19 protein-coding genes and 1 tRNA gene are annotated in these 21,139 nt (G+C 66.7%); 13 read left to right on the forward strand and 7 right to left on the reverse strand.

What is annotated here, in order from left to right; all coding sequences use genetic code 11:
• The first annotated feature begins 538 nt into the window (after positions 1-538).
• From SH602x_RS08435 to SH602x_RS08460, 6 genes are all read left to right on the forward strand, one after another.
• Positions 539-1,288 (forward strand): ParA family protein, encoded by a 750-nt coding sequence (locus SH602x_RS08435; RefSeq protein ID WP_479468968.1) that lies wholly within the window; start codon positions 539-541, stop codon positions 1,286-1,288.
• The gene (locus tag SH602x_RS08440; RefSeq protein WP_479476368.1) at positions 1,278-2,318 is read left to right on the forward strand and encodes a ParB/RepB/Spo0J family partition protein; all 1,041 of its coding nucleotides are present in this window, start codon (positions 1,278-1,280) and stop codon (positions 2,316-2,318) included. The genes SH602x_RS08435 and SH602x_RS08440 overlap by 11 nt, the downstream gene beginning before the upstream one ends.
• Before the next feature lie 171 nt (positions 2,319-2,489).
• Positions 2,490-2,564, forward strand: a tRNA-Pro gene (locus SH602x_RS08445).
• A gap of 175 nt (positions 2,565-2,739) precedes the next feature.
• The gene (locus SH602x_RS08450) at positions 2,740-3,162 is read left to right on the forward strand and encodes a four helix bundle protein (RefSeq protein WP_479476369.1); all 423 of its coding nucleotides are present in this window, start codon (positions 2,740-2,742) and stop codon (positions 3,160-3,162) included.
• Between the two features lie 61 nt (positions 3,163-3,223).
• A complete protein-coding gene (locus SH602x_RS08455; protein ID WP_479468970.1) occupies positions 3,224-3,706 on the forward strand; it encodes a MaoC/PaaZ C-terminal domain-containing protein in 483 nt (160 codons plus the stop codon).
• A complete protein-coding gene (locus SH602x_RS08460; RefSeq protein ID WP_479476370.1) occupies positions 3,703-4,791 on the forward strand; it encodes an SDR family oxidoreductase in 1,089 nt (362 codons plus the stop codon). Before SH602x_RS08455 ends, SH602x_RS08460 begins: the two co-directional genes overlap by 4 nt.
• Here SH602x_RS08460 and SH602x_RS08465 read toward each other — a convergent pair.
• Positions 4,760-5,278 carry an NUDIX hydrolase gene (locus SH602x_RS08465; RefSeq protein ID WP_479476371.1) on the reverse strand — a complete coding sequence of 173 codons (519 nt, stop codon included), beginning with the start codon at positions 5,276-5,278 and terminating at the stop codon, positions 4,760-4,762. The two genes, SH602x_RS08460 and SH602x_RS08465, sit on opposite strands and share 32 nt — an antisense overlap.
• 326 nt (positions 5,279-5,604) lie before the next feature.
• Here SH602x_RS08465 and SH602x_RS08470 point away from each other — a divergent pair, with 326 nt between their 5' ends.
• Together SH602x_RS08470 and SH602x_RS08475 are read left to right on the forward strand one after the other, a co-directional pair.
• Complete coding sequence (locus SH602x_RS08470) at positions 5,605-7,293, forward strand: HD-GYP domain-containing protein (RefSeq protein ID WP_479476372.1); 1,689 nt, start codon at positions 5,605-5,607, stop codon at positions 7,291-7,293.
• 224 nt (positions 7,294-7,517) lie between these two features.
• Positions 7,518-8,012: a hypothetical protein gene (locus SH602x_RS08475; RefSeq protein WP_479476373.1), complete on the forward strand. Its 495-nt coding sequence runs from the start codon at positions 7,518-7,520 to the stop codon at positions 8,010-8,012.
• 12 nt (positions 8,013-8,024) lie between these two features.
• Here SH602x_RS08475 and ygfZ read toward each other — a convergent pair whose 3' ends face one another.
• Together ygfZ and SH602x_RS08485 are read right to left on the reverse strand one after the other, a co-directional pair.
• A complete protein-coding gene (gene ygfZ, locus SH602x_RS08480; RefSeq protein WP_479476374.1) occupies positions 8,025-9,026 on the reverse strand; it encodes a CAF17-like 4Fe-4S cluster assembly/insertion protein YgfZ in 1,002 nt (333 codons plus the stop codon).
• A 56-nt stretch (positions 9,027-9,082) separates the two neighbouring features.
• Positions 9,083-10,420, reverse strand: a complete 1,338-nt coding sequence (locus SH602x_RS08485) for a lactate racemase domain-containing protein (protein ID WP_479476375.1) — start codon at positions 10,418-10,420, stop codon at positions 9,083-9,085.
• Positions 10,421-10,894: 474 nt separating this feature from the next.
• Between SH602x_RS08485 and SH602x_RS08490 the strand changes: the two genes are divergently transcribed.
• Both SH602x_RS08490 and SH602x_RS08495 read left to right on the forward strand, forming a co-directional pair.
• The gene (locus SH602x_RS08490; protein ID WP_479468977.1) at positions 10,895-11,503 is read left to right on the forward strand and encodes a hypothetical protein; all 609 of its coding nucleotides are present in this window, start codon (positions 10,895-10,897) and stop codon (positions 11,501-11,503) included.
• A gap of 182 nt (positions 11,504-11,685) precedes the next feature.
• A complete protein-coding gene (locus SH602x_RS08495; protein ID WP_479476376.1) occupies positions 11,686-13,491 on the forward strand; it encodes a DUF1598 domain-containing protein in 1,806 nt (601 codons plus the stop codon).
• Between the two features lie 277 nt (positions 13,492-13,768).
• Here SH602x_RS08495 and SH602x_RS08500 read toward each other — a convergent pair whose 3' ends face one another.
• Complete coding sequence (locus SH602x_RS08500; protein WP_479476377.1) at positions 13,769-14,854, reverse strand: hypothetical protein; 1,086 nt, start codon at positions 14,852-14,854, stop codon at positions 13,769-13,771.
• Positions 14,855-15,318: 464 nt separating this feature from the next.
• On the reverse strand, positions 15,319-16,437 hold the full coding sequence (locus tag SH602x_RS08505; RefSeq protein WP_479476378.1) for an FAD:protein FMN transferase: 1,119 nt from the start codon (positions 16,435-16,437) through the stop codon (positions 15,319-15,321).
• A gap of 107 nt (positions 16,438-16,544) precedes the next feature.
• Here SH602x_RS08505 and SH602x_RS08510 point away from each other — a divergent pair, with 107 nt between their 5' ends.
• Together SH602x_RS08510 and SH602x_RS08515 are read left to right on the forward strand one after the other, a co-directional pair.
• The gene (locus SH602x_RS08510; RefSeq protein ID WP_479476379.1) at positions 16,545-16,712 is read left to right on the forward strand and encodes a hypothetical protein; all 168 of its coding nucleotides are present in this window, start codon (positions 16,545-16,547) and stop codon (positions 16,710-16,712) included.
• 151 nt (positions 16,713-16,863) lie between these two features.
• On the forward strand, positions 16,864-17,847 hold the full coding sequence (locus SH602x_RS08515; protein WP_479476380.1) for a hypothetical protein: 984 nt from the start codon (positions 16,864-16,866) through the stop codon (positions 17,845-17,847).
• A 41-nt stretch (positions 17,848-17,888) separates the two neighbouring features.
• On the opposite strand, the gene SH602x_RS08520 is transcribed toward SH602x_RS08515, so the two are convergent.
• Positions 17,889-18,437, reverse strand: a complete 549-nt coding sequence (locus tag SH602x_RS08520) for an ATP-dependent Clp protease proteolytic subunit (RefSeq protein ID WP_479476381.1) — start codon at positions 18,435-18,437, stop codon at positions 17,889-17,891.
• 226 nt (positions 18,438-18,663) lie between these two features.
• Here SH602x_RS08520 and SH602x_RS08525 point away from each other — a divergent pair, with 226 nt between their 5' ends.
• A complete protein-coding gene (locus SH602x_RS08525; RefSeq protein ID WP_479476382.1) occupies positions 18,664-19,704 on the forward strand; it encodes a DUF4339 domain-containing protein in 1,041 nt (346 codons plus the stop codon).
• Positions 19,705-19,717: 13 nt separating this feature from the next.
• On the opposite strand, the gene SH602x_RS08530 is transcribed toward SH602x_RS08525, so the two are convergent.
• Positions 19,718-21,082 (reverse strand): tRNA modification GTPase, encoded by a 1,365-nt coding sequence (locus SH602x_RS08530; RefSeq protein WP_479476383.1) that lies wholly within the window; start codon positions 21,080-21,082, stop codon positions 19,718-19,720.
• Positions 21,083-21,139: the final 57 nt, after the last annotated feature.

A 21,139-nucleotide genomic window follows, 5' to 3' on the forward strand; every position in this document is an offset into this window, starting at 1 on the left:
CGACCGCGCGCCCCCGCCAGCCGACGTCGGCCTTTTTCGACCACCCCAGCGAGATCGTGACCCTGAACTGACTTGTAGCAGACGCCTTTCGATTCGACCCGCCCGCGAGCGCACCTCGCGGCGGGCGCGTCTTCTCCGGGTGGCCGCGATCGCTTCGCAATCGGGGTCGCCGAAGGCGACAAGAGGAATCGATCCGGCGTTCAAGTGAACGTGACGTAAGCGACGTCCGGCCGCACTCCTCTTGCGGCTGACGCCGGCCGGGCGGCTTGCGATTCGGGCCGCTCCTTAATCGCTCGTCGAACGCAACTCTCCCTGTTCGCCGCTCGGACGCTTCGCTTCGCGTTCCGGGCTTCACCTTCGCCTGCGCTTCCTTCGCCGCTCAGCCTGCCCGCTGCGCGAAACTGGCGTTTCCCCGAATTCGCGCTCCGCGGTATCCTTCCGACCGCGACCTGACGGATCGGGTCGCGACTCGGGATCGCTCGTCGAACGGGTTCGGCGGCAGCGGAAGCGGTACGCTCACGGAAGAGCGGGGGCGGACTTGGCTCGCATCGTCTGCGTCGCCAATCAGAAAGGCGGGGTCGGCAAGACCACGACGGCGGTCAATCTGGCTGCTGCGCTGGCCATGGCGGGCAAGGAATGCCTGCTCATCGACCTCGACCCGCAGTGCAACGCGACGACCGGCCTGGGCCTGCCGCCGACCGAGCGCCATCCCCTGCTCCAGCGCGAACCGCTTCGCGAGCACTGGCGCGACACCTATCTGCCCCGGCTGAAGATGCTGCCCGGCAGCCGCAACTTTCAGGATGCCGAGCTGCTGGCGAAGGGCCCCGCGACGCAGGCCGAGCGAATCCGCGAGCACCTGTCGAGCTCCGTCGCGTCGTTCGACTGGGCGTTGATCGACTGTCCGCCGTCGATGGGGACGTTGACGCAGACCGCCCTCGCGGCGTCGACCGAAGTGCTCATGCCCATCCAGTGCGAGTACTTCGCCATGGAGGGGCTGACCCAGATGATCAAGGTCATCCGCAACGTCATGCAGGCCCGCGCGGGCAAGCTGCAGTTCTGCGGCATCCTGCTGACGATGTACGACCCCGCGCTGGAGCTGACCGGCGAGGTCGACGAGGAGGTCCGGGACTTCTTCGGCGAGATCGTCTTCGAGACCGTGATCCCCCGCGACGTCGCGGTGACCGAGGCGCCGAGCCACGCTCGCGCCGTACTGAACTACGCACCCCGTTCGCGCGGCACCCGCGCGTACCTGGAACTTTGCATGGAGGTGATGGACCGTGACGACTAAAAAACCGAAGCGCCTGGGACGAGGGATCGAGGCGCTGCTCGGCGGCTTCGACGAAGAGACGAACGACGGCGCCGCTTCCGATACGGCTTCGGGCGCCGAGTGGTTCGATGCTCCGACTACGCCGGGTTCTCACGTCGAAAGCACGGAGGGCTACCACCCTCCGCTCATCGGGCAAGCACAGGCTGCCGAGCATGGCGCCCCGTCGGAACTCCTGCCGATCGACCTGATCGACAAGAACCCGTTCCAGCCGCGGCGGACCTTCGGCGAGTCGGAGATCGCCTCGCTTTCGGAAAGCCTCAAGACGCATGAGATGCTGCAACCGCTGCTCGTCCGCGTGCGGGGCGACCGGTACGAACTGATCTCGGGCGAGCGGCGGCTCCGCGCGGCGACGCTGGCGGGCTGGACGCACGTCCCGGTCCGTATCCGCGAGGCCGACGATCGACTGGTCGCCGAACTGGCGATCGTCGAGAACCTGCAGCGCAAGGATCTCGATCCGATCGAGAAGGCGCTTTCGTTTCGGCGCTACCTCGACGAACACGACGCCACCCAGGAGGAACTGGCCGGACGCCTGAAGATCGACCGGGCGACGATCGCCAACCTGATGCGGCTGCTCGATCTGCCCGAGTCGGTGCAGAACGCCGTCCGACAGAACGACATCAGCGCCGGTCACGCGAGGGCGCTGCTTCGTCTGGGCGACGACGACCTGCAGATCCACTGGGCCGACCGGATCAAGGCGGAAGGCCTCTCCGTCCGGGCGATCGAAAAGCTCGTTCAGGAAGAGCTCGATCGCGAGGACGGGACCGATCGCCCCATCGCCGGCACGATCGGCAAAAAGGCGTCCGGTCCGGCGAAACCTGAGCAGATCGCCGAATTGGAACGCCGCTTGCACTTCGCGATCGGGTGCAAGGCCACGATCAAGTCGAACGGCAAGGGACGGGGTCGTCTGACCCTCAGCTTCAAGAACCACGCGGAATTCGAAGCCCTGCTCGAACGGTTGACCGGCCAGAGTCGCCAGTCGATGGCCGGGTAGGCCGGCAACTGGGCAGCTTCAAGCTGGGCGATTCCGTAAGGTGAGACTGACGAACCCGATCGTGCCGACGCCACGTCGCGGAACTCGGGCTACAGCGATACGAACGCCATTGTCCGAATTACGCAGTCTAACTAGACTTACGACGCCGGATGAACGTCCGGCATCGTTCAACGGGGCGTAGCGCAGTCTGGCTAGCGCATCTGCTTTGGGAGCAGAGGGTCGCAGGTTCGAATCCTGTCGCCCCGATTTTTCGAGCGAAGCTCGAAAAATAGAGAGGAGAGCGGAGAGAGTCGTAAGTAGACGGGTAGGGGTCGGAATCGCTCGACTCGGTCTACTCTCAACTCACTACTTTCTTGGAATCGAGAGTGCGGCGAATTCACGAATATTCAGCGACTTGCCCTGCTCTTCCTACTAGCAAGCGATGACATTCGCCTTCGAGAAGCTCCTCGTCTATCAGAAGGCGGTCGACTTCGCGGACGCGACCTGCTCGCTAACCGAGACCTTTCCTCGCGGGTATGGGTTTCTCGTCGATCAACTGAACCGGGCGTCGCTTTCGATCGCCGCGAACATAGCGGAAGGGAACGGACGATTCACGACGCCCGATCGCCGGAACTTCTTCGGAATCGCCCGCGGATCGGTGCAGGAATGCGTCCCGCTGCTCGAACTGGCCCGGCGTCGAAACCTGGTCGCTTCGGAGCGTCATTCGGAACTGAAATTGCATCTGGAAGAGATCGCTCGCATGCTCTCAGGCCTGATCTCAGGCCTCGAGAAGCGTGACGCGACGAAGTCGAACCTGGCGCCCTCACGGCGCGCTCGTCAGAACGACGGAAGCTCTCAACCCTGATTCAGCAGAGCGGAAGCGGGATGGAAACCGCAGGCGTGACCTCCGCTCCGAAGGAAACTCGATGACCGATCTCCTGTTCTTCGATCAGCTTCAAGTCGGAGACCGTTGGGTCAGCGGCGCGCGAACGATCACCGAGACCGACGTCACGAACTTCGCCTGCCTGACAGGCGATTTCGATCCGCTCCATATCGACCACGAGTACGCGAAGACGACCCCCTTCGGGAAACCGATCGCGCATGGGCTGCTGGGCCTGTCGTTCGTCGCCGGATTGAGCCTTAACTCGCCGCGGGTGAAGACCGAAGCGTTCGTCGGCATCCGAAGCTGGCGCTTCACTAAGCCGATTTACTTCGGCGACACGGTCCACGTCGTGACCGAGATCCTGGAACTGCACGCCATGGGACGGACCCGGGGCGAGGTCGTCTGGCGCCGCCGGCTTTACAACCAGCGGACCGAGATCGTGCAGGAAGGGATTCTGGAGACGCTGGTCGCCGTCTCGCCCGCCGCGCGCGAGAGCGGACGCTACCGGCAGGTCAAGGCGTCGTGACCTCAGGCCCAGATTTTGCCGAACCGGACTTCGGCGATCCGAGCGCCTCGACCGCGCTGCCGCTGCTGGTCACGGGCGTCGCCGGCGTCCCCGGCTACAACGCTTTTCGCTACTTCGCCGACCGCTATCCCGGCCATGTCGTCGGCCTGCGGCGCGAGAAGAACTGGCCCCTCTCAGGCGACGGCATCTTCGGCGTCGATTTGGAAGATCGCGAAGCCGTCGCGCGGCTGTTCGAGCGTTACCGCTTTCGCACGGTCCTGGATGCCGAAGGGACCTGCGCGCTCAAGTCGTGCGAGCTCGATCCGCAGATGGCCTGGCGCGCGAATGTGCTGGGGGCGAAGCACATCGCCGAGTTCGCGCGAGCGTTCGGCTGCCGACTGGTACGTTTGTCGATCGATCTCGTTTTCGCCGGTCGCGAAAGCGCCCCGTATTTAGAAGCGGATTCCGTCGACCCCGTAACCGTCTACGGCAAGACAATGGCGGAGAGCGAAACCGTCGTCGCCGAGATCGATCCGCAGGTCTGCCTGCTCCGCATCTCGCTGCCGATGGGCGTCAGCTTCAACGGCCATGCGGGCGCGATCGACTGGATCCAGTCACGGTTCAAGAAGGGTCGCCCCGCGACGCTCTATTACGATGAGGTCCGCACGCCGACCTACGTCGACTGCATGAACGGGCTCTACCGCCGGCTGCTGTTCGGCGAGCCGCTGCCGGGGCTCTTTCACGCCGGCGGACCGCGGCGGCTGTCGCTTTACGAGATCGCGCAGATCGTGAACCGCGTCGGCGGCTACGATCCCGACCTGTTGATGGGCTGCCTTCGGCATGATGCCGGTCCGGTTCCGCCTCGGGCAGGCGACGTGACGCTCGATTCGTCGAAGCTGAAGCAGGCGCTGGGATACGATCCCTTCGACGGCTGGCCCTTCTTCGATCGGCATGTGCCGACGGATCGGTCCTGGCACTTCGACCGCCCCGCGGACGACCCCGGTTCGCCGCAGCGTCTGGCGGCGGTTCTGTACGGGAACCCGAACCCCGACCGCTCGTTCCCGCCGCCGCCGATCAGGCCTCGGTCCGCGCGAGAAAAAGCGTGACGCCGATCAGCGTCTTGGCGTCTTCGATCGTCCCGGTCGCGAGCGCCTCGCGCAGTTCGCCGGGCGTCTTCGGCCGAAGCTCGATGACCTCGTCCGGCTCGAGCTTCTGTTCGCCCCGCTGCAGATCCGAGGCGAGGAACAGATACATTTTCTCGTCCATCACGCCGGGCGAGACGTAGAACTCCGTAAGCAGTTCCCAAGTCGCCGCTTCGTAGCCCGTCTCTTCGAGAAACTCCCGCTTCGCGGTCGCCAGCGGCTCTTCGCCCTCGGACCGCGTTCCCGCAGGAAGCTCCAGCAGCATGCGATCGATCGAGGGGCGATAGTTCTCGATCAGCAGCAGCCGCCCGTCGTTCAGCCGGCCGGCGATGACGACGGCGCCGTTGTGGCGGATGACCTCTTTCGCGACGGCTTTGCCGCGGACTTCGTACTCCAGTCGCACGACGTCGAACCGATCGCCTTCGAGCAGGAGCGTTTCGCGAAGCTTCATCTCGGAATCGTCGCAATCGAACGAGCGGGCGGATTTCACCGAAGACGCTGATTGTAGCGGCCGCTCTCGATCTGCGGCCGCGCGACCGCATCGTGCAGGCGCCGCTTGCGCCGACGCTGCCGATCGTTCCGGCGCGTGATTGCGACCATCCGCCGGCGATCGTCCCCCGGTTTTGCATTCCAGCGATCGGGTCCTAGGTTTTCGCTGACGCTGGACGACCATGCGCGACGAACGCATGCCTCGAACGCCGTCCCGCGCGAACGATCTTGCTCCCGGCAGAGGCGGGCGATCCTTCGCGGGAACTTGCGTTTCCCGAGAACCAAGCGATGAAGGTCGAAACCGGGCAGGGAATTTTGACCGTGGAACAGGATCTGGCTGAACGCGCCGTCGTCGGCGAACGGACCGATGCCGCGACGCTGCGCGCGCTGGACGACTTTCGACGTCGCTTCGGAGCGCCGTTCGAACTCCGCGACGGCGTGACCGGCGAACTGTGCGAACGTCCTCAGGGCGTTCCCGCTGGCGACGAAGGCTTTCGCGAAATCGTCGCCCGGGTCGTGGCCGAACGGGGAACCGTCGAGATCGCGCTGGAAGAACACGGCCTGGCGCTGCTGGCCGCGCCGATCGAACGCGAACAGGGAGACCGGTGCGTCGCCTTCGCTCCGTTCGTGATCGAGCCGAACCCGGCCCGCGGCCGCGAAGCGATCTGGTCGAGCATTCTCGGCGCGCCGCTGGGACAGATGCGTGCCTGGATCGATCGCCAGCGGATCTGGGATCCGTTCCCGCTCGTGAACATGGCCGAGCTCGTCCTCGAAGGGCAGCAGGCCGCACGGCGGGAGATCCGGCACGGACAGGAAATGGATCAGCTTTCCGGCCAGGTGGTCAAAACGTTCGAAGAGATCTCGCTGATCTACGGCATCACGCAGAACCTGCGGATCTCCAGCAGCGCGGAGGATCTCTCGGCACGTGCGATGGACTGGCTGGCCGATTGCGTGAACGCGCAGGGCGTCAGCGTGCGCCTCGATCAGCAACGCTGCGCGGAATCGATCTACGGCGGCGTCTGCGAACCGGCCTGGCTCGAATCGGGCGAGGTTCCGTCCCGCTGGCGGGAAGCTGAGCGGCTGATCGCGGAGCGGTCGCTGCTCGAACGGAACCAGCCGTTCGTCGCGAACTCGAATCAGACCTCCTCGTCCGACTGGCCCCTCGAAGGGGTCGAGCGGATGATCCTCGTGCCGATCCGCGAAGGGGCGAACTGCTTCGGCTGGATGGCGGCCTGGAACCGCAAGAACGAAGAAGAATTCGGCTCGGTCGAAGCCAACCTGATGCAGTCGATCGCGTCGATCCTCGGCATTCACGCCGGGAACCACGATCTCTACCGTAAGCAGGCCGAGCTGATCGCTGCGGTCGTGCGCACGCTGTCGGCGGCGATCGACGCCAAGGATCCCTACACCTGCGGCCACTCCGATCGCGTGTCGCGGATCTGCGTTCGGCTGGCTCAGCAGATGCGTCTTCCGCAGGAGCAGCTCGACGTTCTCTACATGGGCGGCCTGCTGCATGACGTCGGCAAGATCGGGATCGACGACAGCATCCTGCGCAAGCCCTCCGGCCTGACCGACGAGGAGTACGCCCACATCCGCCTCCATCCGGAGATGGGCTACCGCATCATCAAGGACATCAAACCCTTCGAACCCTGCCTGGGCGTCGTGCTGCACCATCACGAAGCGTGGAACGGCACGGGCTATCCCCACAAGCTGGCGGGCGAAGAGATCCCGCTGCTCGCCCGCATCGCGGCGGTGGCGGATTCCTACGACGCGATGACCAGCGACCGGCCCTATCGCAAGGGGATGCCGCGCGAGAAGGTCGAACGGATCCTGCGCGAAGAGCGGGGCGCGATGTGGGACCCCGTCGTCGTCGACGCCTACTTCGCCTGCGCCGACGACATCGCACGGATCTTCCACGATCCGACGACGACCGTTCCCGTCGAGATGGCCGACGGGACGCACAAGCGGCTGGCATAGGAGGGAGCGTCGACCAACCGTTGCGCGACAGGCGCCCTTTTGTTCTATGGCTGGCTTGTCCAGCCGTGCCCGCCTCTCGAACGACGCAACCACCCAGGTCGTTCGGCGCGAACGAACGCTGAGGTTCGCGACGTCTGCAACAATGGACAATCTCGCGGGCGACCGCACGGCTGGACAAGCCAGCCATGGCACGCTGGCGAGTCCACAGACTCGGAACGCTGCCGATGGCTCGTCAGGAACGTCCCAAGGAAGACCTCGTCCGCGACGCGACCGCGTTCGCGATTCGAGCGGAACTGCGCCGAACGCCGGACGATGCCGACTGGATCTTCGTCGGCTTGCGTCCCGAAGGCGGCGGGGCGATCTACTTCGGCGACGACGAGTTCTACGCTTTCAACGACCGCGGCGAACTTCGCCGGGCCTTTCGCGACGGACGACTCTTCAAAGCCGAAGGCAGCCGCCTGATCGCGATGCGCCGCGAACGCACCGACGACGCGTCGGTCCTCGCGAGCGAAGAGCTTTCCGAGGAGCGACACGACGCGCTGCTCGTTTCGCTGTCTCAGCGGATCCGAGAACTGGCGACTTCGCTCGAACGGGGCGACGTGGCGCTCGCTCGCTCGGCAGGCGACACGGCGAGCGATGCAGCCGCGATCCGTGCGTGGCTTTCGCATCAGGCGGCGGCGCCGATCGTCGTCGCCCAGCGCCCGCATGCGAACGGGTAAGGACGGCGATCGTTACAACGCAGGCGTGGCGCCGTCGCTCGCTCCGGCCACACGAACGACCCGGAACGTCCCGACATCGGTCTCCAGTTCCGCGCCCGCCTGGGCCCGTTCGCGGCGGATGAATGCGAGGGCGCTCGCCGAATCCTGCTGCTCGACGACGGTGCCGAAGCGGGCGACGGGCTTGCCCGCGATGGTCAGATCCGCAGGCGGCTCGCCGGCGGGAACCGGTCCTTCGATCAGCGACAGCTTCCAGTTGACGTGCCCCATCATGTCGAGTCGGGCGACGGTCTCCTGGCCGAGATAGCAGCCCTTCGTATAGCTGATGGCCGACGCGTCCCGCCCCGCTTCCTGGGGCAGGTTCTTCTCCGACAGGTCGGGACCGACCAGCGGCGACAGGTTCAGCGCCCGCAGCCGATGCCACTCGTTCAGCGTCGCTTCCGCGAAGCCGTGCGAGGTCAGGCGATCGATGACCGCGCTCGCTTGAGCCGCCGGCACGAACAGCGTCCAGCCGACGCGCCCCAGCCACTCCACCCGGCGGATCAGCAGTTCGGCGCCGTCGAACGTCGCCAGTCGGGCCGAGTAGGCGCGAGCGCCGTCCCCGTCCGCTTCGATGCCGAGCGCCTCGAACGCCGATTCGTCGGAGACGTACAGGCTGAGCATGTCGCTGCCCGCGTTCGGCCAGACGACTTTCTCCGTGAAACGATAGCGGTCGAAGTGGGCGTTCCAGATCTCGTGCCGGTCGCCGAACGCGTCGATCCAGAGCGTCTCGCCCAGCGGCGTGAAGTGGACGAAGTCCAGGATTCGACCCTGGCTGGTCAGCACGAAGCCCTCGCACCCTTCGCCGGCGGCGCGCTTCTTCAATTCCGCAGTGCAGAAGTTGTGGAAGAACGCCAGTCGGTCGGCGCCCGTGACGCGCCAGATCGTCCAGGGCGCCAGCTTCACGAACGCTCGTCCCGAAGCGAGCGCTTCCAGTCGCAGTCGTCCGGCTTCGTCAGCAGGATAGGGAACTCGCATCAGTGGCTATGTCGGCAAGAGACGGGCGGCGGAAGGCCAGGCGATCGGAACGACGCTCACGACTTCCGCTTGCGACGGGGCTTCGCAGTCACGGGCGCCGGTTCGTCGACGGCCCAGGTCACGTACTGGCCGTCGCGAATCCAGACGCACTCGCCGAAGCGATTCACCAGCGTCTGCAGGTCCGACGGATCGGTCAGGGCGACCATTCCCAGCTCCTCGACCGCCTCGTCCGGCAGGCGGCTCGAGAAATAGACCGTGCGGCGCTCGACGATCTCGGCCAGAACTTTCCGCCAGGGGGGCACCTCGCGTTCCGTTTCACGTGCCTCTCGCTCGGCGGCGTAGAGATCTTCCCCGAAGCCCTCCTCGTCGTCGCCATCCATCGATCGAGCGGTTTGTTCCTGCTCGACAGGCTCCGCTCGCTCTGCCGGCGGCCGTTCGATCGAGGTGAGAATCACGACGGCGCCCTCCTCGTTCGCACAGGCGTCCGCTGCGGCCAGAGCCCTCCCGAAGTTCTCCCAGTTCTGCTGCGCTTCGGGACCGGAGACGCACGCGACGACCAGTTCGACCGATTCAGGTCGTTCGAGCGACCAGTCGACCGACGCGGCCGCTTCGGACCGGTCCAGCACCGCGTTCACGTCGCCTGCGACAATTTGTCCCGCCTCCTCTCCCGACGCCGGCGCGACGGACACGGCGAACAGCGCTCCGAGCAGCCAGTTGATCTCGCGAGCCTCTTTTTTTGCCGCGACTCCGCCGTCCTGACGTCGGAGATCGGCGAAGCGGCTCATCGCCTCGCGGTCGGAAAACGTGGGGTAGAGACCGCCGTAGGCGCTGTCGTCGGCGAAGGCGCCCGGCGCCCGGGCGACGCTGATCGTGACGATCACGTCCGCGTCCAGAAGCTCGCGTCGCACGTAGATCGGATTCGCGTCTTTATCCGCGGCCAGGTAACCGAGCTGCTTGCGGTCGTCCGGATCGTGACGCAAGACCGTCATCGATTCGCCAGCCTGGGCGGAAGCGGCTGCGCGAAGTCGATCGGCGAACTCCGCCGAAGCGCTCGCCGTGAGGAGCAGCGTGATATCGCCCGGCACGACTCCGGAAGCGCGGAGCGTCCTCAGGATCTCCAGCGCAATGCCTTCTGCCTGCGGCGTTTCGGGATCGAGCGAGAGCACGACCCGGTCGCCCGGGAAAGCGGCGTCGCTCAGCGGCGGCAATCCGAGCGGAAGCTTCAGCCGATCGCGAAGCTGCTGCAGCCAGCCCTCGGCGCCGCCTGAGCCGACGGGCTCCGTCTCGGCGTGTTCGGCGCTGCCTCCGGCGGCCGGTCGGGGCGAGATCCAGGTCTCCGCAGGCACCTCGATCGCCGCGTTCTCTCCCAGCAGACTCCCCAGCAATACGCGCATGCGGCGATCCGTTCCCGAGGCAGTGAGCGAAGCGGGCGACCGATCGATCGTCGCAGTCCGGATTACCGGCGAGGAACGCTGCCTCCGCGTCGCCGTCACGGGCATCTTACGGAGCCTGATTTTGGTCGGTCAAGCGACCCAGCGGGGCCCGTTCGCGGAACGTCCCCTCCGCACGGGCGGGCATGCCGCGGGAAGAAAAACCTAAAAACTTTCTGGTTAGCCTCTTCCCACCGCTGTGCGGCGATGTGGTACAAGTCCGCACGTCACATTTTACGTAATCGCTACTCTCGAAACGTCAACACGGGCAATTCCTGCTGCTTGGGGGAAATGAAAGCGTGGGGTCGCGTTTCAGGATCGATATGAAGTTGTGAAAAGCTGTGGCTTGGAGGGGCTGAGGTGTAGTCGCAACCTGCGTAGGTTGGGCCGCCCGTCCGGCTGCGAGAGGTCTTCCGTTTCGTTCGAGGAGCTTTGGAAATGAACCTGCGAATCTTCGGTCTCGGCATTGCGGCTAGCCTCCTGCTGGCCTCCCAGGTCTTCGCGTTCGGACCGTCCTGCGGTTGCGAACCGGTCGTCGCCCCGGCCTGCTGCGCTCCGTCGCACGGCTGCGGTCATCATCACGTCGGTCTGTTCGCGAAGCTGAAGGCGCACTGCGCCGCCAAGCACAGCTGCTGCGAGCCGACCTGCGGCTGCGAAATCGAGCCCGCTTGCGGCTGCGAAGTCGCTCCGGCCCCCTGCTGCGAGCCGGCCCCGGCTTGCTGCGAACCGGCTTGCGGCCACCACCACGTCGGCCTGCTGGCCCGTCTGAAGGCGCGTTGCGCCGCCAAGCACTCGTGCTGCGAGCCGACCTGCGGCTGCGAAGTCGTCGAGCCCGCTTGCGGCTGCGAAGTCGCTCCCGAGCCCTGCTGCACCCCGGCCCCGGTCTGCTGCGAGCCGGTCGCCTGCTGCGGCGGTCGTCATCACGTCGGCCTGTTCGCCAAGATCAAGGCGCACTGCGCCGCGAAGCACTCGTGCTGCGCTGAGCCGACCTGCGGCTGCGAAGTCGTCGAGCCGACCTGCGGCGTCGAGCCGGCCTGCTGCAACTGAATCGATTCCGTTCGGCCTCGGATCGAGGCCTGAACCGATCGCAATCGTCAGACCCCGCGAGTCATCCTCGCGGGGTCTTGGCGTTTCAGGGCCGAACGAACTCGGCGCCTTTCGCTTGCTTCCGCGACGTCCCTGCGGTTCAATCAACAGATTGAGGGGGCGCTTTTGCAAGCGAGAATGCCATGAAGTCGTTCGGGCTACGGCCCATCTGCTGTCTGCGATTCGCTCTCGCGGTCGTCGCTACGACCGGATTCGCGACCGCGCCGGGCGCACTCTGCTCGTCAGCTCTCGCCCAGGTAACGCCCCAGAACGCTAAGTTCGGAGCGAAGCTCGACGCCTATCTCGCAAGCGGCGAGTACCCGCTCGCCCTGAACGTCGCTGCGACCCTCGATGACCCGGCGGAGCGCGACGCAGCCCTCGTGACGATCGCCCGCAGTCAGGCACGCGCAGGCATGTCCGAGCAGGCGGCACGCACGCTCGCCCAGGTCCAGTCGGCGGCGTCGCTCTCCGCGCTCTCCGCTTCCGCACAACAGCCCTCCGACAGCGCGCCGACCGGCGAACCGTCGCCCCCCAGCGCCGCGGGCGGCGGGTCGATGGCCGACTTCGCGACTCTGATCGACCTGATCACGAGCACCATCGATCCCGAAAGCTGGCCCGAGTTCGGCGGAACGGGTTCCGCGTCGATTCGCGGTTTTCCGACCGGCGTGTACGTCGATGCCGCCGGCGCTCTGAAGCGAATCGAAGCGTCCGCCGGGGAGGATCTCGAAGCGCTGCGCCTCGCTTCCAGCAAGTCGGACGACGTCTTCGGCCCGGGCGAAGAATCGCGCCTGCGGAAGATCTCGCTCAAGGCGCTCGAACGGGCGCTGGCCCTGGACGCCGTTCGCGGCCAGACGCCGTCGGACGAGGCCATGAGCCTGGGCGGTCTCTATCGCGTCGACTACGTCTTCCTCTATCCCGAGTCGGGCGACGTCGTGATCGCCGGGCCCGCGGGTCCGCTGACGCGCGACGCGGAGGATCGTCTGGTGCATGCCGCGACGGGCACGCCGGCGCTCCGGCTGGACGATCTGGTCGTCTGCCTGCGTCACGCCTACTCGGGAGAGGCGGACTTCGGCTGTGCGATCACGCCGACCGAGGCCAGCCTCGTCCGTGCGCAGGAATACCTGGCCGCGAACTCGAAGCGGTCGCTCGGCTCCGACGCGGCGCGCCGGCGCTGGCTGAGCGGTCTGCGGGAGTCGCTCGGCCCGCAGGAGATCTCCGTCTTCGGCATCGATCCCCGCACGCACGCGGGCCGAACGATGGTCGTCGCCGACTGGCACATGAAGCGGATCGGCGTCGGACTCGAACCGGGCGTCACGAACGTGACCAGCTACCTCGACCTGCTGGCCGAGACAGGCAAGGCGCCCCCGTCGATCCAGACGCTGCGGTGGTGGTTCGCCGTGCGGGAGGATGCGGTCCGCACCAACGCCGCCCGGGACGCCTTCGCATTCGACGGGATCGGCGTGCATGTGCTGAGCGAGAATCAACTGCTCGCACGCACCGGCGAGCGAACGCCGACCGGCGAAAGCGATCTGCTGAACTCGCAGTTCGCCGAGAGCTTCACGAAGGAGTACGCGGCGCTGGCGACGAAGTATCCCGTCTACGCCGAACTGAAGAACGTCTTCGACCTGGCGCTTGTCGCGGCGATCGCCCGCCACGCAGACGAGGACGGCACGGCGCCGAGCCGTCTGCCTTACCTGCTGGGGACCGACGACAGCCGCTCGTATCGCGTTCCTCTCAACGCGGCGCCGGCGACGGTCGAATCGATCGTGAACGACCGGAAGCTCAAGAACGGCACGGTGCTGGCCGCGGTCTCCGGCGGCGTCAGCGTGCGTCCGCAGGACCGTCTCTCCGCCTCCCTCGTCGTCGCCCGGGCCGACGCCGCCGCCGCGCCCGTCGAACGGGCGGAAGCCGATCAGTCGCTGTCCGCCGAACGCTGGTGGTGGGACTGAGCGAGCGGACGCATCGATTCGTCACGGATCATCGATCGCTCGACGTCCGGGATCGCTGCACCGACTTTGCCTCGAATAGGCTAGCGGGGGACGGAAGTCCGCCGAGTCTGGATCGCGGTCGAAGACTGCGATCGCCCGACGCTCGGCGGCAGATCGCTCGACCATCGCTCTGCTCGGTCGACGAACTCGGGGGACTTCCGTCCCCCGCTAGCCAATGCCATTGCCGTTCGCTCGTCTTCGGCGCTGAACGATAGACGAACCGCCACGAACAGGCCGCCTACCGGATCGAGCCGCGATCCTGCTGGCAGAGATCGCGGGTCCGGCGGACGGAGACTTCGTCGACGAGGGACGACTCCGCACGGGCGTCGACCGACTCGCCGGTCAACGCTTCGATCCGCTGAGCGGCGAGCTGCCGCACTCGCTCCTCGTCGTGCGAGAGCAGTTCGAACCAGAGCCACGGATCTTCGGCGAGCCATGCGGCCAGACGGTCCGGACGGTCGTTCGAAGAGGCTTCGAGGCGAGCGACCAGTTCGCGCAGGCGATCGCACTGCTCGCGATCGAGGTTCTCGACCGGGAACAGCCGCACCCATGCGACCAGCGAGGGGCCCATCTTGCGGAGGCGATCGACGGCCGCGCGCCGCACCTTGAACGAAGGATCGGACAGGTCATGGATCGAGCCCAGCGTCTCCTCGCGCGTCGGCGGCTCGACCTCGTCCGCACGAGCGATCGCCAGTTCCGTCAGTCGCTCGCCGATCGCTTCGTAGTCGATCGCGATCCCGAGCTCCCGCAGCGTCGGAGCGATGCGAGTGCGGCAGGTCTTCGGATCCGCCAGGTAGAGGTGCCACAGCGAAGGCGCCCGCAGCGTCCGCGATTCCCCGGATGCGTGATGCGTCAGGGTCATCCAGCCATGCTCGGGCTGAACCAGTTCGACGCGCGACTCGCCCGAGCCGGCGAGACATTCCTTCGTCAGAGTGAAGGCTCCGCACGGAGAGCAGGCGAGCGCCACGCGATCGAGGCCGGGGCGAGTCCGTTCGTACTGCGCTTCGACGCCGCCGTCGGCAGGCCGCACGAAGTAGGACTCCGTCGAGCCGTCGGCGTATTCGACCGCCTGCCGCTGCTGATCGCGTCCGCTCAGACGATCGAAATGGATCCGACCGAAGGCGATGCGAAAGCGAACGACGCCCTGCTCGACCGGCAGGTAGGGTCGCGGCTTCGCAGGAAGGGCGGGCGACTCCTGAGCTGCCTCGCTCCCCGACGAAGCGGAGGTTCCGAGCGTTTCCGCGGCAGCGCCGTCGCGGTGGAGCGGAAGGGCCAGGCTCGCGAACGTCGCGAGCGACGAAACGAAGAGAAGCGAGCGGAGCATGGGGCCAGTCCTCCATGACTTGTGAGCCGCCGCGGCCTGGACGAAGGAGCGACCTCGAACCGAGGAGCGCGCCCGAAACGTTCAGTTCGCGGCGACGAACCGCCTGCGTCGCATCGTGCGGACGCAGGACCGGACCACCGCTCTGGTTCTATCGACGACCGCCGGGGCCGGCGACCAGAGCGATTCTGCTCTCCCCCCGATGCATGCGGCATGCCGGCGTTTCCGCGTCGGGCACGCGAGCGACCCGCAGCGAGGGAAGAGGGAGAGTCTGGGACGGAATCGCGACCGTTGCAGCCCCCGCGGAGCGACCGATCTCTGCCGCTGAATTCGTGAAGAAATTCTGAAGCCGAGCGCTGTCGACGGCGAAATCGGGCTCGCGCGCCCCCCCGTTTCGCCCGCCGGTCCCCTGGGGCGCCCTCAACTTCGCCGCGCACACGCTTAGAAACGAGGCGCCGGAATAATCGTCACTCCGTCGCCGTCGCGGCTTCCAACTTCCATCGCTCAGGCGGCAGGTTGAAGGCGTGGACGATCACTTCGCCCGCCCGTTTTCCCGGGACCGTGAGGATGGCGCCGACCTCCGGATGCGCGGCACAGTAGGCCGCCGACTCGTCGATGCCCATCACGTAGAGCGCCGTCGCGACGGCGTCGGCGGTGGCGCCGTCCGGCGCCGTGACGGTCGTGCCGTAGATCCCCTTCGCGGGATAGCCGCTCCGCGGATCGAGGATATGTCCGTAGCGTTCGCCCTGGTGATAGAAGGACTGAAACGCCGCCCCGGAGGTGCCGAGCGCCTGATCGACCAGCGTCAGCACGCCCAGACGCGTGTCGGGACGTAGCGGATGCACGATGCCGATCGTCCAGCCGGTCGACTTCTCCTTTTCGCTGCCGCGCGCGACGACGCTGCTGCTCCCGCCCTGGAAGAGGAAGTCGTTCGAGCCCTGTCGCTGCAGAACGTCTGCCGCGCGATCGAGCGCGTAGCCTTTGCCGATCGCGCCCAGATTGATCTCGAGCCCTTCGATGTCGTAGGCGATCGTTCCCGCCTCGCGATCGAACCGAACGTGGCGATATCCGACCCTGCTTCGGGCTTCTTCCAGCGCGTCGGGCTCGGGCACGCGGCCCCGGCGATCGTGGAAACCCCACGCCCGGATGAGGGGCCCGGCCGTGAAATCGAACGCCCCGCCGGTCTGTTCGGCGAGAGCCAGTCCCCGCGCAAGAACCTCCGCCGTCTCCCCTTCGACGCGAGCCGGCGCACGGGCCGCGGTCCGGTTAATGCGAGTGACGTCGCTGTGCAGGCGATAGATGGAGAGCAGGTTCTCCAGGTGGTCGATCCGGTCGAACGCCTCCATCGCCCGGTCCGCCGCCTTGTCCCGCTTTACCGGATCGAGCAGGTGCTCCATCCGCAGCAGGAGCGTGAACTCGCACGCCATCGCCCGCCGGGCGACCTCCAGGTAAATCCCTTCGCCCTGGGCGCGGGTCGCCGTGGGGGGAGCCAGTTCCTCGGCCATCGTCCGGCCGATCCCCTTCATCGCCCCGCGCACGTTCAGCCCGGCGAGAAAGTCGCGACGATCGGACCGGCGGGAGGACATACGGAAGGACTTCCACGCAGCGCCCGAAGAATCGGTCGCTTTAGAGAGCGGTGACTTTCGCGACCGCAGCGTAAAGTACGGACTGCTCGACGAAAGGCGAAGTGACGATGGACGAACGCGACAATCCAATTCAGCGCCGACCGAGCAGCCCGTTCGTTCAACTGATCAAGCTTCTCTTGTTCGGATTCGCCGTTTCCCTTGCCTTGCTCCCGCTGGCCGGCGTGGCGGTACTCGCGCTTGAATCGCTCGGAGTCAGACTACCCGACAGCGACTGACGCCGTCTCAGCGAGAGACTATCTGGAACGTACGGCTGATAAGTTGGATTCGGGCCTCGACTGCGATACAGTTGCATTCTAGAGCGATCACGCCTCCGGACGAATGGACGCGCGGCCGCGGATGCTTCTCTTCGCCCTGTGTCTGACCGTCATGAATCGCCCCTCGTCACCATTTCTGGCCGCCGCGACGCTGGTCGCGTTCGCGATTTGCGGCGTTTCGACAGCCCAGGCCCAGCGTGGTCCGCGACCCGCTGCGCGCGCCGCGAAGCCGATCTTCAACGATCGCGAGGTGTCTCGCATCTTCTTCGACGACGTCTTCGCCGAGGGGCTGGAAGGCGAACGGCCCGCGAACCTGAGCGCCGGGCCGATGATCGCCGCGGGCGGACCTGCCGGGGGAGCGATCGCCGGCGCCGAATCGCCGGGGGGCTACTCCGGCGACTGGAAGAGCTTTCTGCCCGCCTCGGTGATCGAGGACGAACTGAAGGCGATCAAGCTCAAGGTCGACCAGGAAGTCACCATTCCCACCAAGTGGAACGGCGGGGGCTACCAGGAGGGTCGCCGCCACTTCTCGATGGCCGCGTCGATGTTCGGCATCATCACGGAGTACGACGGCGACGTGCGGTGGAAGAAGGAAGCGGCCTACCTGCGAGACCTGTTCGCGCGAAGCGCCGCGAACGCCAAGGTCGGCACGCCGCAGTCCTACAACGAGGCGAAGATCCGCAAGCAGGACCTGACCGACCTGGTCGGCGGAGCGACGATCTCGGTCTCCGGAAATCCGGAACCGAAGACCGACTGGGGCGCGACCGTCGACCGGGCGCCGTTGATGCAGCGGATCGATATCGGTCAGCAGGAAAAGCTCAACGCCGCCGTCGCCAGCGAAGCCGCCTTCAAGGCGAACAAGGAAGACCTGATGCACGAGGCGGCCATCTTCGCCGCCCTCGCCCAGATCCTGAAGCAGGAAACCATGCCCGACGGGACGGACGAGAGCTACGTCGAGTACTGCGACGAACTGCTGACCGGTTCGACGATGATTCTCGACGCGATCAAACTCGACAATTACGACCAGGCGAGCAAGGGCGCGAGCATGATCAACACCTCCTGCTCGAACTGCCACGACCTGTATCGCAACAATTAGCAGGTCGCTGCAAAGGGCAGCGAGCCTGCTCGCGAGCGGTCTTAGCCGCGCGACTTGCCGGGCGATTTCATCATCGTGGGATGCCCGGCGTCGGGCTTGAGCGGCCAGAGCTTGGCGATCCCCGCCTCCGCCGCTTCGACGCCGGTGACGTACTTCCCCGGATTCATCCACCGGGAGATCAGGTCTTCGTCCATCCCGAGATACTCCGCGAGGAGCACGTCGGTCGCCTGCTCGAAGGTGGCGAAGTGTCGCGCCCACTCGGCGGCTTCCGCGGGGCGGATATTCTCCTCGCTCTCCCACCGGCTGGGGTGAAACAGGAGGACGCTGAAGGGGGTGACGTACCGTTCGCTGCACGCCGCGAACGGCCAGAGAGCCGCCGAGGAGCATTCTCCCGTCACGATCGCCGTGGCGTTCAGCCGGCGGAACGTGATCAGGCTCATGATCGACACCCCCGCGTGGGGGGAGCCGCCGGGGCAGTCGAAGTAAAGAATGCACGAACCGCCGAACGGCACGTCCAGAATCTGCTCGCTGATCGATCCGCCATGTTCGGTCAGATCGCCCACGACCGCGATTTCGTGAATGTCCTGCATTTTCGCGCTTTTAGACATAATCCCCGCGTCAGTCCGAAGAGAGGGCGTCGCTCCGGTCGAAATCATTCAAGGAAAACCGGGGTTTTGTATAATAAAGCGGTCGTCGACGAAAGCCGCCGTCTGCTAACGGCTTCGGGCGAACCCGCTCGTGCCGTGCCGGCGTTCCCTCGGACCGCCTGACTTCTCCCCGTCGCAACGAACCCGTACCTACCGTCGGACGATCCGCATGGGCATCCGCGTCTTCTGCCCCAACGGGCACCGGCTGAATCTCAAGTCGCATCTGGCCGGCAAGCAGGGGATCTGCCCTCACTGCGGGATGACCGTCGCGATTCCGTCGCTGGATAAGGCGGAAGAGCTCGGCATGCTGAAGAATCCCCGCGCCGCGACGCGGGAGAAGGTCGGCGCCGGATACGCGGCGGGCGACGCCGGGTACGAGGGCCATCCGATGACGGCCACGCTGGCCGGTCCCGCTGAAGGAGGCGTCGCGGCCGCTTCCAGCGCGGGCGCTCCCTGCGAACCGAGTCTCGCCTCGCCCTACGCCCGGACGAACGGTACGCCGGGCAACGGCGCCGCAGGAAACGGCGCTTCCGCGACGCATCAGGAGGATAGGACCGCTGCGAGTCTTGACGATGGCGGAATCGAGATCCCGCTGAAAGGCGACGCCTCGCCCGCACCGGTGAAGCGAACCTCGTCGTCGGCGGTCGACGCTGCGGCAGCCGCAGCGGAAGCTGCGCCCTCCGCCGACCCGGCCGTGAATAAGGTCGACCCGGCCGCGAACGAGGTCGACCCGATCGCGGAGAATCCGCAGGCCGTCTGGTACGTGAGGACGCCGCAGGGGGGACAGTACGGTCCCGCCGCGGGCGACATCATGCGGAAGTGGATCGCGGAAGGTCGCGTTCAGGCCGACTTCTGGGTCTGGCGGGAAGGCTGGGCCGACTGGCAGAAGGCCTCGGCCTCGATCCCCAGCCTGCAGCGAACCGGTGCCGTCGCCGCGCCTGTCTCGCCGACGACCGGAGGCGTTCCGTCCGCCGCGAACGGTTCCCCGGCGGCTGCAATCGCGGCTCCTTCCCGTTCGAGCGTCTCCGCGCCTTCTAAACCTGGGGAGCCGAGCGCTCCTGCCGCGACGGAAGCCGCTCCCACGCCCCGGATCGCGCGAACCCGCCGCCGGGGCATTCATCCCCTGGCGATTCTCGCGGTCGTCGGTCTCGGCCTCGTCTGCCTGGCGCTCTTCGGCGTCCTCGTGGCGATGCTGGCAGGGGCGATTTAGAGCGTTTTACTCGCTACTTCCCGATGCAGAAGCGGGAGAAGATCCGGTCGAGCAAATCGTCGGTGTAGACGACGCCGGCGATCGAGCGGAGTTCCCACAGCGCTCCGCGAAGTTCGCTCGCGACCAGCGTCTCGTCGTGACCGGACGACGCTAATTCCTCGGCGCGTCGCAGCGCCTCGATCGCGCGGCTGAGGCTTTCGGCGCCGCGCAGGGCTGTGGCGGCGACCATTCCCGCGTCGCTCGCAGCAGGACCGAGCGCCAGGGCGACGGCTGCCCGCCGGAGCGCATCGACCCCTGTGCCGTCGCGGGCGCTCGTCTCGAATCCTGCGAAGGGAAGCGACGCTCCCGCCGGGGAGTCGCACTTCGTCCAGACGACCAGATCGTCGTCTCGCCGCTGGGCCCAGACAGCCCGTTCGGCGGGCGTCGGAGCCCGCGACGCGTCGAAGCAGAGCAGCCGCACGTCGGCCCGGCTCGCCTGTTCGCGCGACGCGACCTGGGACTGCCGGTCGATATCGTCGAGCGGCGTCTCGGACTGTCCCGCCGTATCGACGAACTCGACGGCGATCCCGTCGGCGACGCCGGCGGCGATGACCCAGTCGCGGGTCGTGCCCGCCTGACTCGACACGATCGCGGCGTCCTGCCCGGCCAGCGCGTTGAGCAGGCTGCTCTTTCCGACGTTGGGCGTTCCGACCAGAACGATCCGCGGGGTGCGTCCAGCCGCGCTGCGAAGGCGAATCTGCGAAGCGAGCGCCTGCAGGCGTTCCCGCGCGTCGCGAAGGCCGGCAAGCAGCGACGTTCGGTCGATGAACTCGATATCTTCGTCGACGAAGTCGAGCCCCGCCTCCAGGTGCGCGAGCAGTTCGAGCAGGTTCTCTCGCATCTCGCGAATCGGCAGAGCGATCCCGCCTGCGAGTTGAGAGAGCGCGGCGTCGAACTCCGCCTTGCCGCGGGAATCGATCAGCCCCAGCGTCGCCTCGGCCTGGATCAGATCGATCCGCCCGGCGAGAAACGCGCGGAACGTGAACTCGCCTGGCTGAGCCAGCCGCGCGCCGGCCTCGCGGAGCGTCGCGACCGCCTGATCGAGCAGCGCGGGAATCCCGTAGAGGTGCAGCTCCGCGGAAGGCTGACCCGTGTAGCTGCGGCGGTCGGGCCAGACGAAGATCCGCGCCTTCGCGAGCCCCCAGTCGGCGCCCAGACGGATGGTTCCTGGCCTGGCGCTTGCGCGAGCGAGCTGACCGAAGGGCTCGCCGTCATCCGCCGTGCAGGCGAGGTCGAGGGCCGCGAGCGTGCCGGGCCCGCTGACGCGAATGATTCCCCGTAGCGCCCCGCCCGGAGGCGAGGCGATCGCCGCGATCGTGTCGTCGACGTCTCCGAACATGGTCGATGCAGGGGTGGAGCCGGGCGTTGCCGTGTGCCATGCCCACGTCGCGATCGC

It is taken from the genome of Lignipirellula cremea, assembly GCF_056501455.1.

Coding starts and splice junctions, on each gene's coding strand:
- SH602x_RS08525 (WP_479476382.1), top strand. CDS start 18,664: ATGGGCATCCGCGTCTTCTGCCCCAACGGGCACCGGCTGAATCTCAAG.
- SH602x_RS08520 (WP_479476381.1), bottom strand. CDS start 18,437: ATGCAGGACATTCACGAAATCGCGGTCGTGGGCGATCTGACCGAACAT.
- SH602x_RS08455 (WP_479468970.1), top strand. CDS start 3,224: ATGACCGATCTCCTGTTCTTCGATCAGCTTCAAGTCGGAGACCGTTGG.
- SH602x_RS08500 (WP_479476377.1), bottom strand. CDS start 14,854: ATGCTCCGCTCGCTTCTCTTCGTTTCGTCGCTCGCGACGTTCGCGAGC.
- SH602x_RS08485 (WP_479476375.1), bottom strand. CDS start 10,420: ATGCGCGTATTGCTGGGGAGTCTGCTGGGAGAGAACGCGGCGATCGAG.
- SH602x_RS08505 (WP_479476378.1), bottom strand. CDS start 16,437: ATGTCCTCCCGCCGGTCCGATCGTCGCGACTTTCTCGCCGGGCTGAAC.
- SH602x_RS08450 (WP_479476369.1), top strand. CDS start 2,740: ATGACATTCGCCTTCGAGAAGCTCCTCGTCTATCAGAAGGCGGTCGAC.
- SH602x_RS08515 (WP_479476380.1), top strand. CDS start 16,864: ATGAATCGCCCCTCGTCACCATTTCTGGCCGCCGCGACGCTGGTCGCG.
- SH602x_RS08470 (WP_479476372.1), top strand. CDS start 5,605: ATGAAGGTCGAAACCGGGCAGGGAATTTTGACCGTGGAACAGGATCTG.
- SH602x_RS08475 (WP_479476373.1), top strand. CDS start 7,518: ATGGCTCGTCAGGAACGTCCCAAGGAAGACCTCGTCCGCGACGCGACC.
- ygfZ (WP_479476374.1), bottom strand. CDS start 9,026: ATGCGAGTTCCCTATCCTGCTGACGAAGCCGGACGACTGCGACTGGAA.
- SH602x_RS08495 (WP_479476376.1), top strand. CDS start 11,686: ATGAAGTCGTTCGGGCTACGGCCCATCTGCTGTCTGCGATTCGCTCTC.
- SH602x_RS08530 (WP_479476383.1), bottom strand. CDS start 21,082: ATGTTCGGAGACGTCGACGACACGATCGCGGCGATCGCCTCGCCTCCG.
- SH602x_RS08510 (WP_479476379.1), top strand. CDS start 16,545: ATGGACGAACGCGACAATCCAATTCAGCGCCGACCGAGCAGCCCGTTC.
- SH602x_RS08465 (WP_479476371.1), bottom strand. CDS start 5,278: ATGAAGCTTCGCGAAACGCTCCTGCTCGAAGGCGATCGGTTCGACGTC.
- SH602x_RS08490 (WP_479468977.1), top strand. CDS start 10,895: ATGAACCTGCGAATCTTCGGTCTCGGCATTGCGGCTAGCCTCCTGCTG.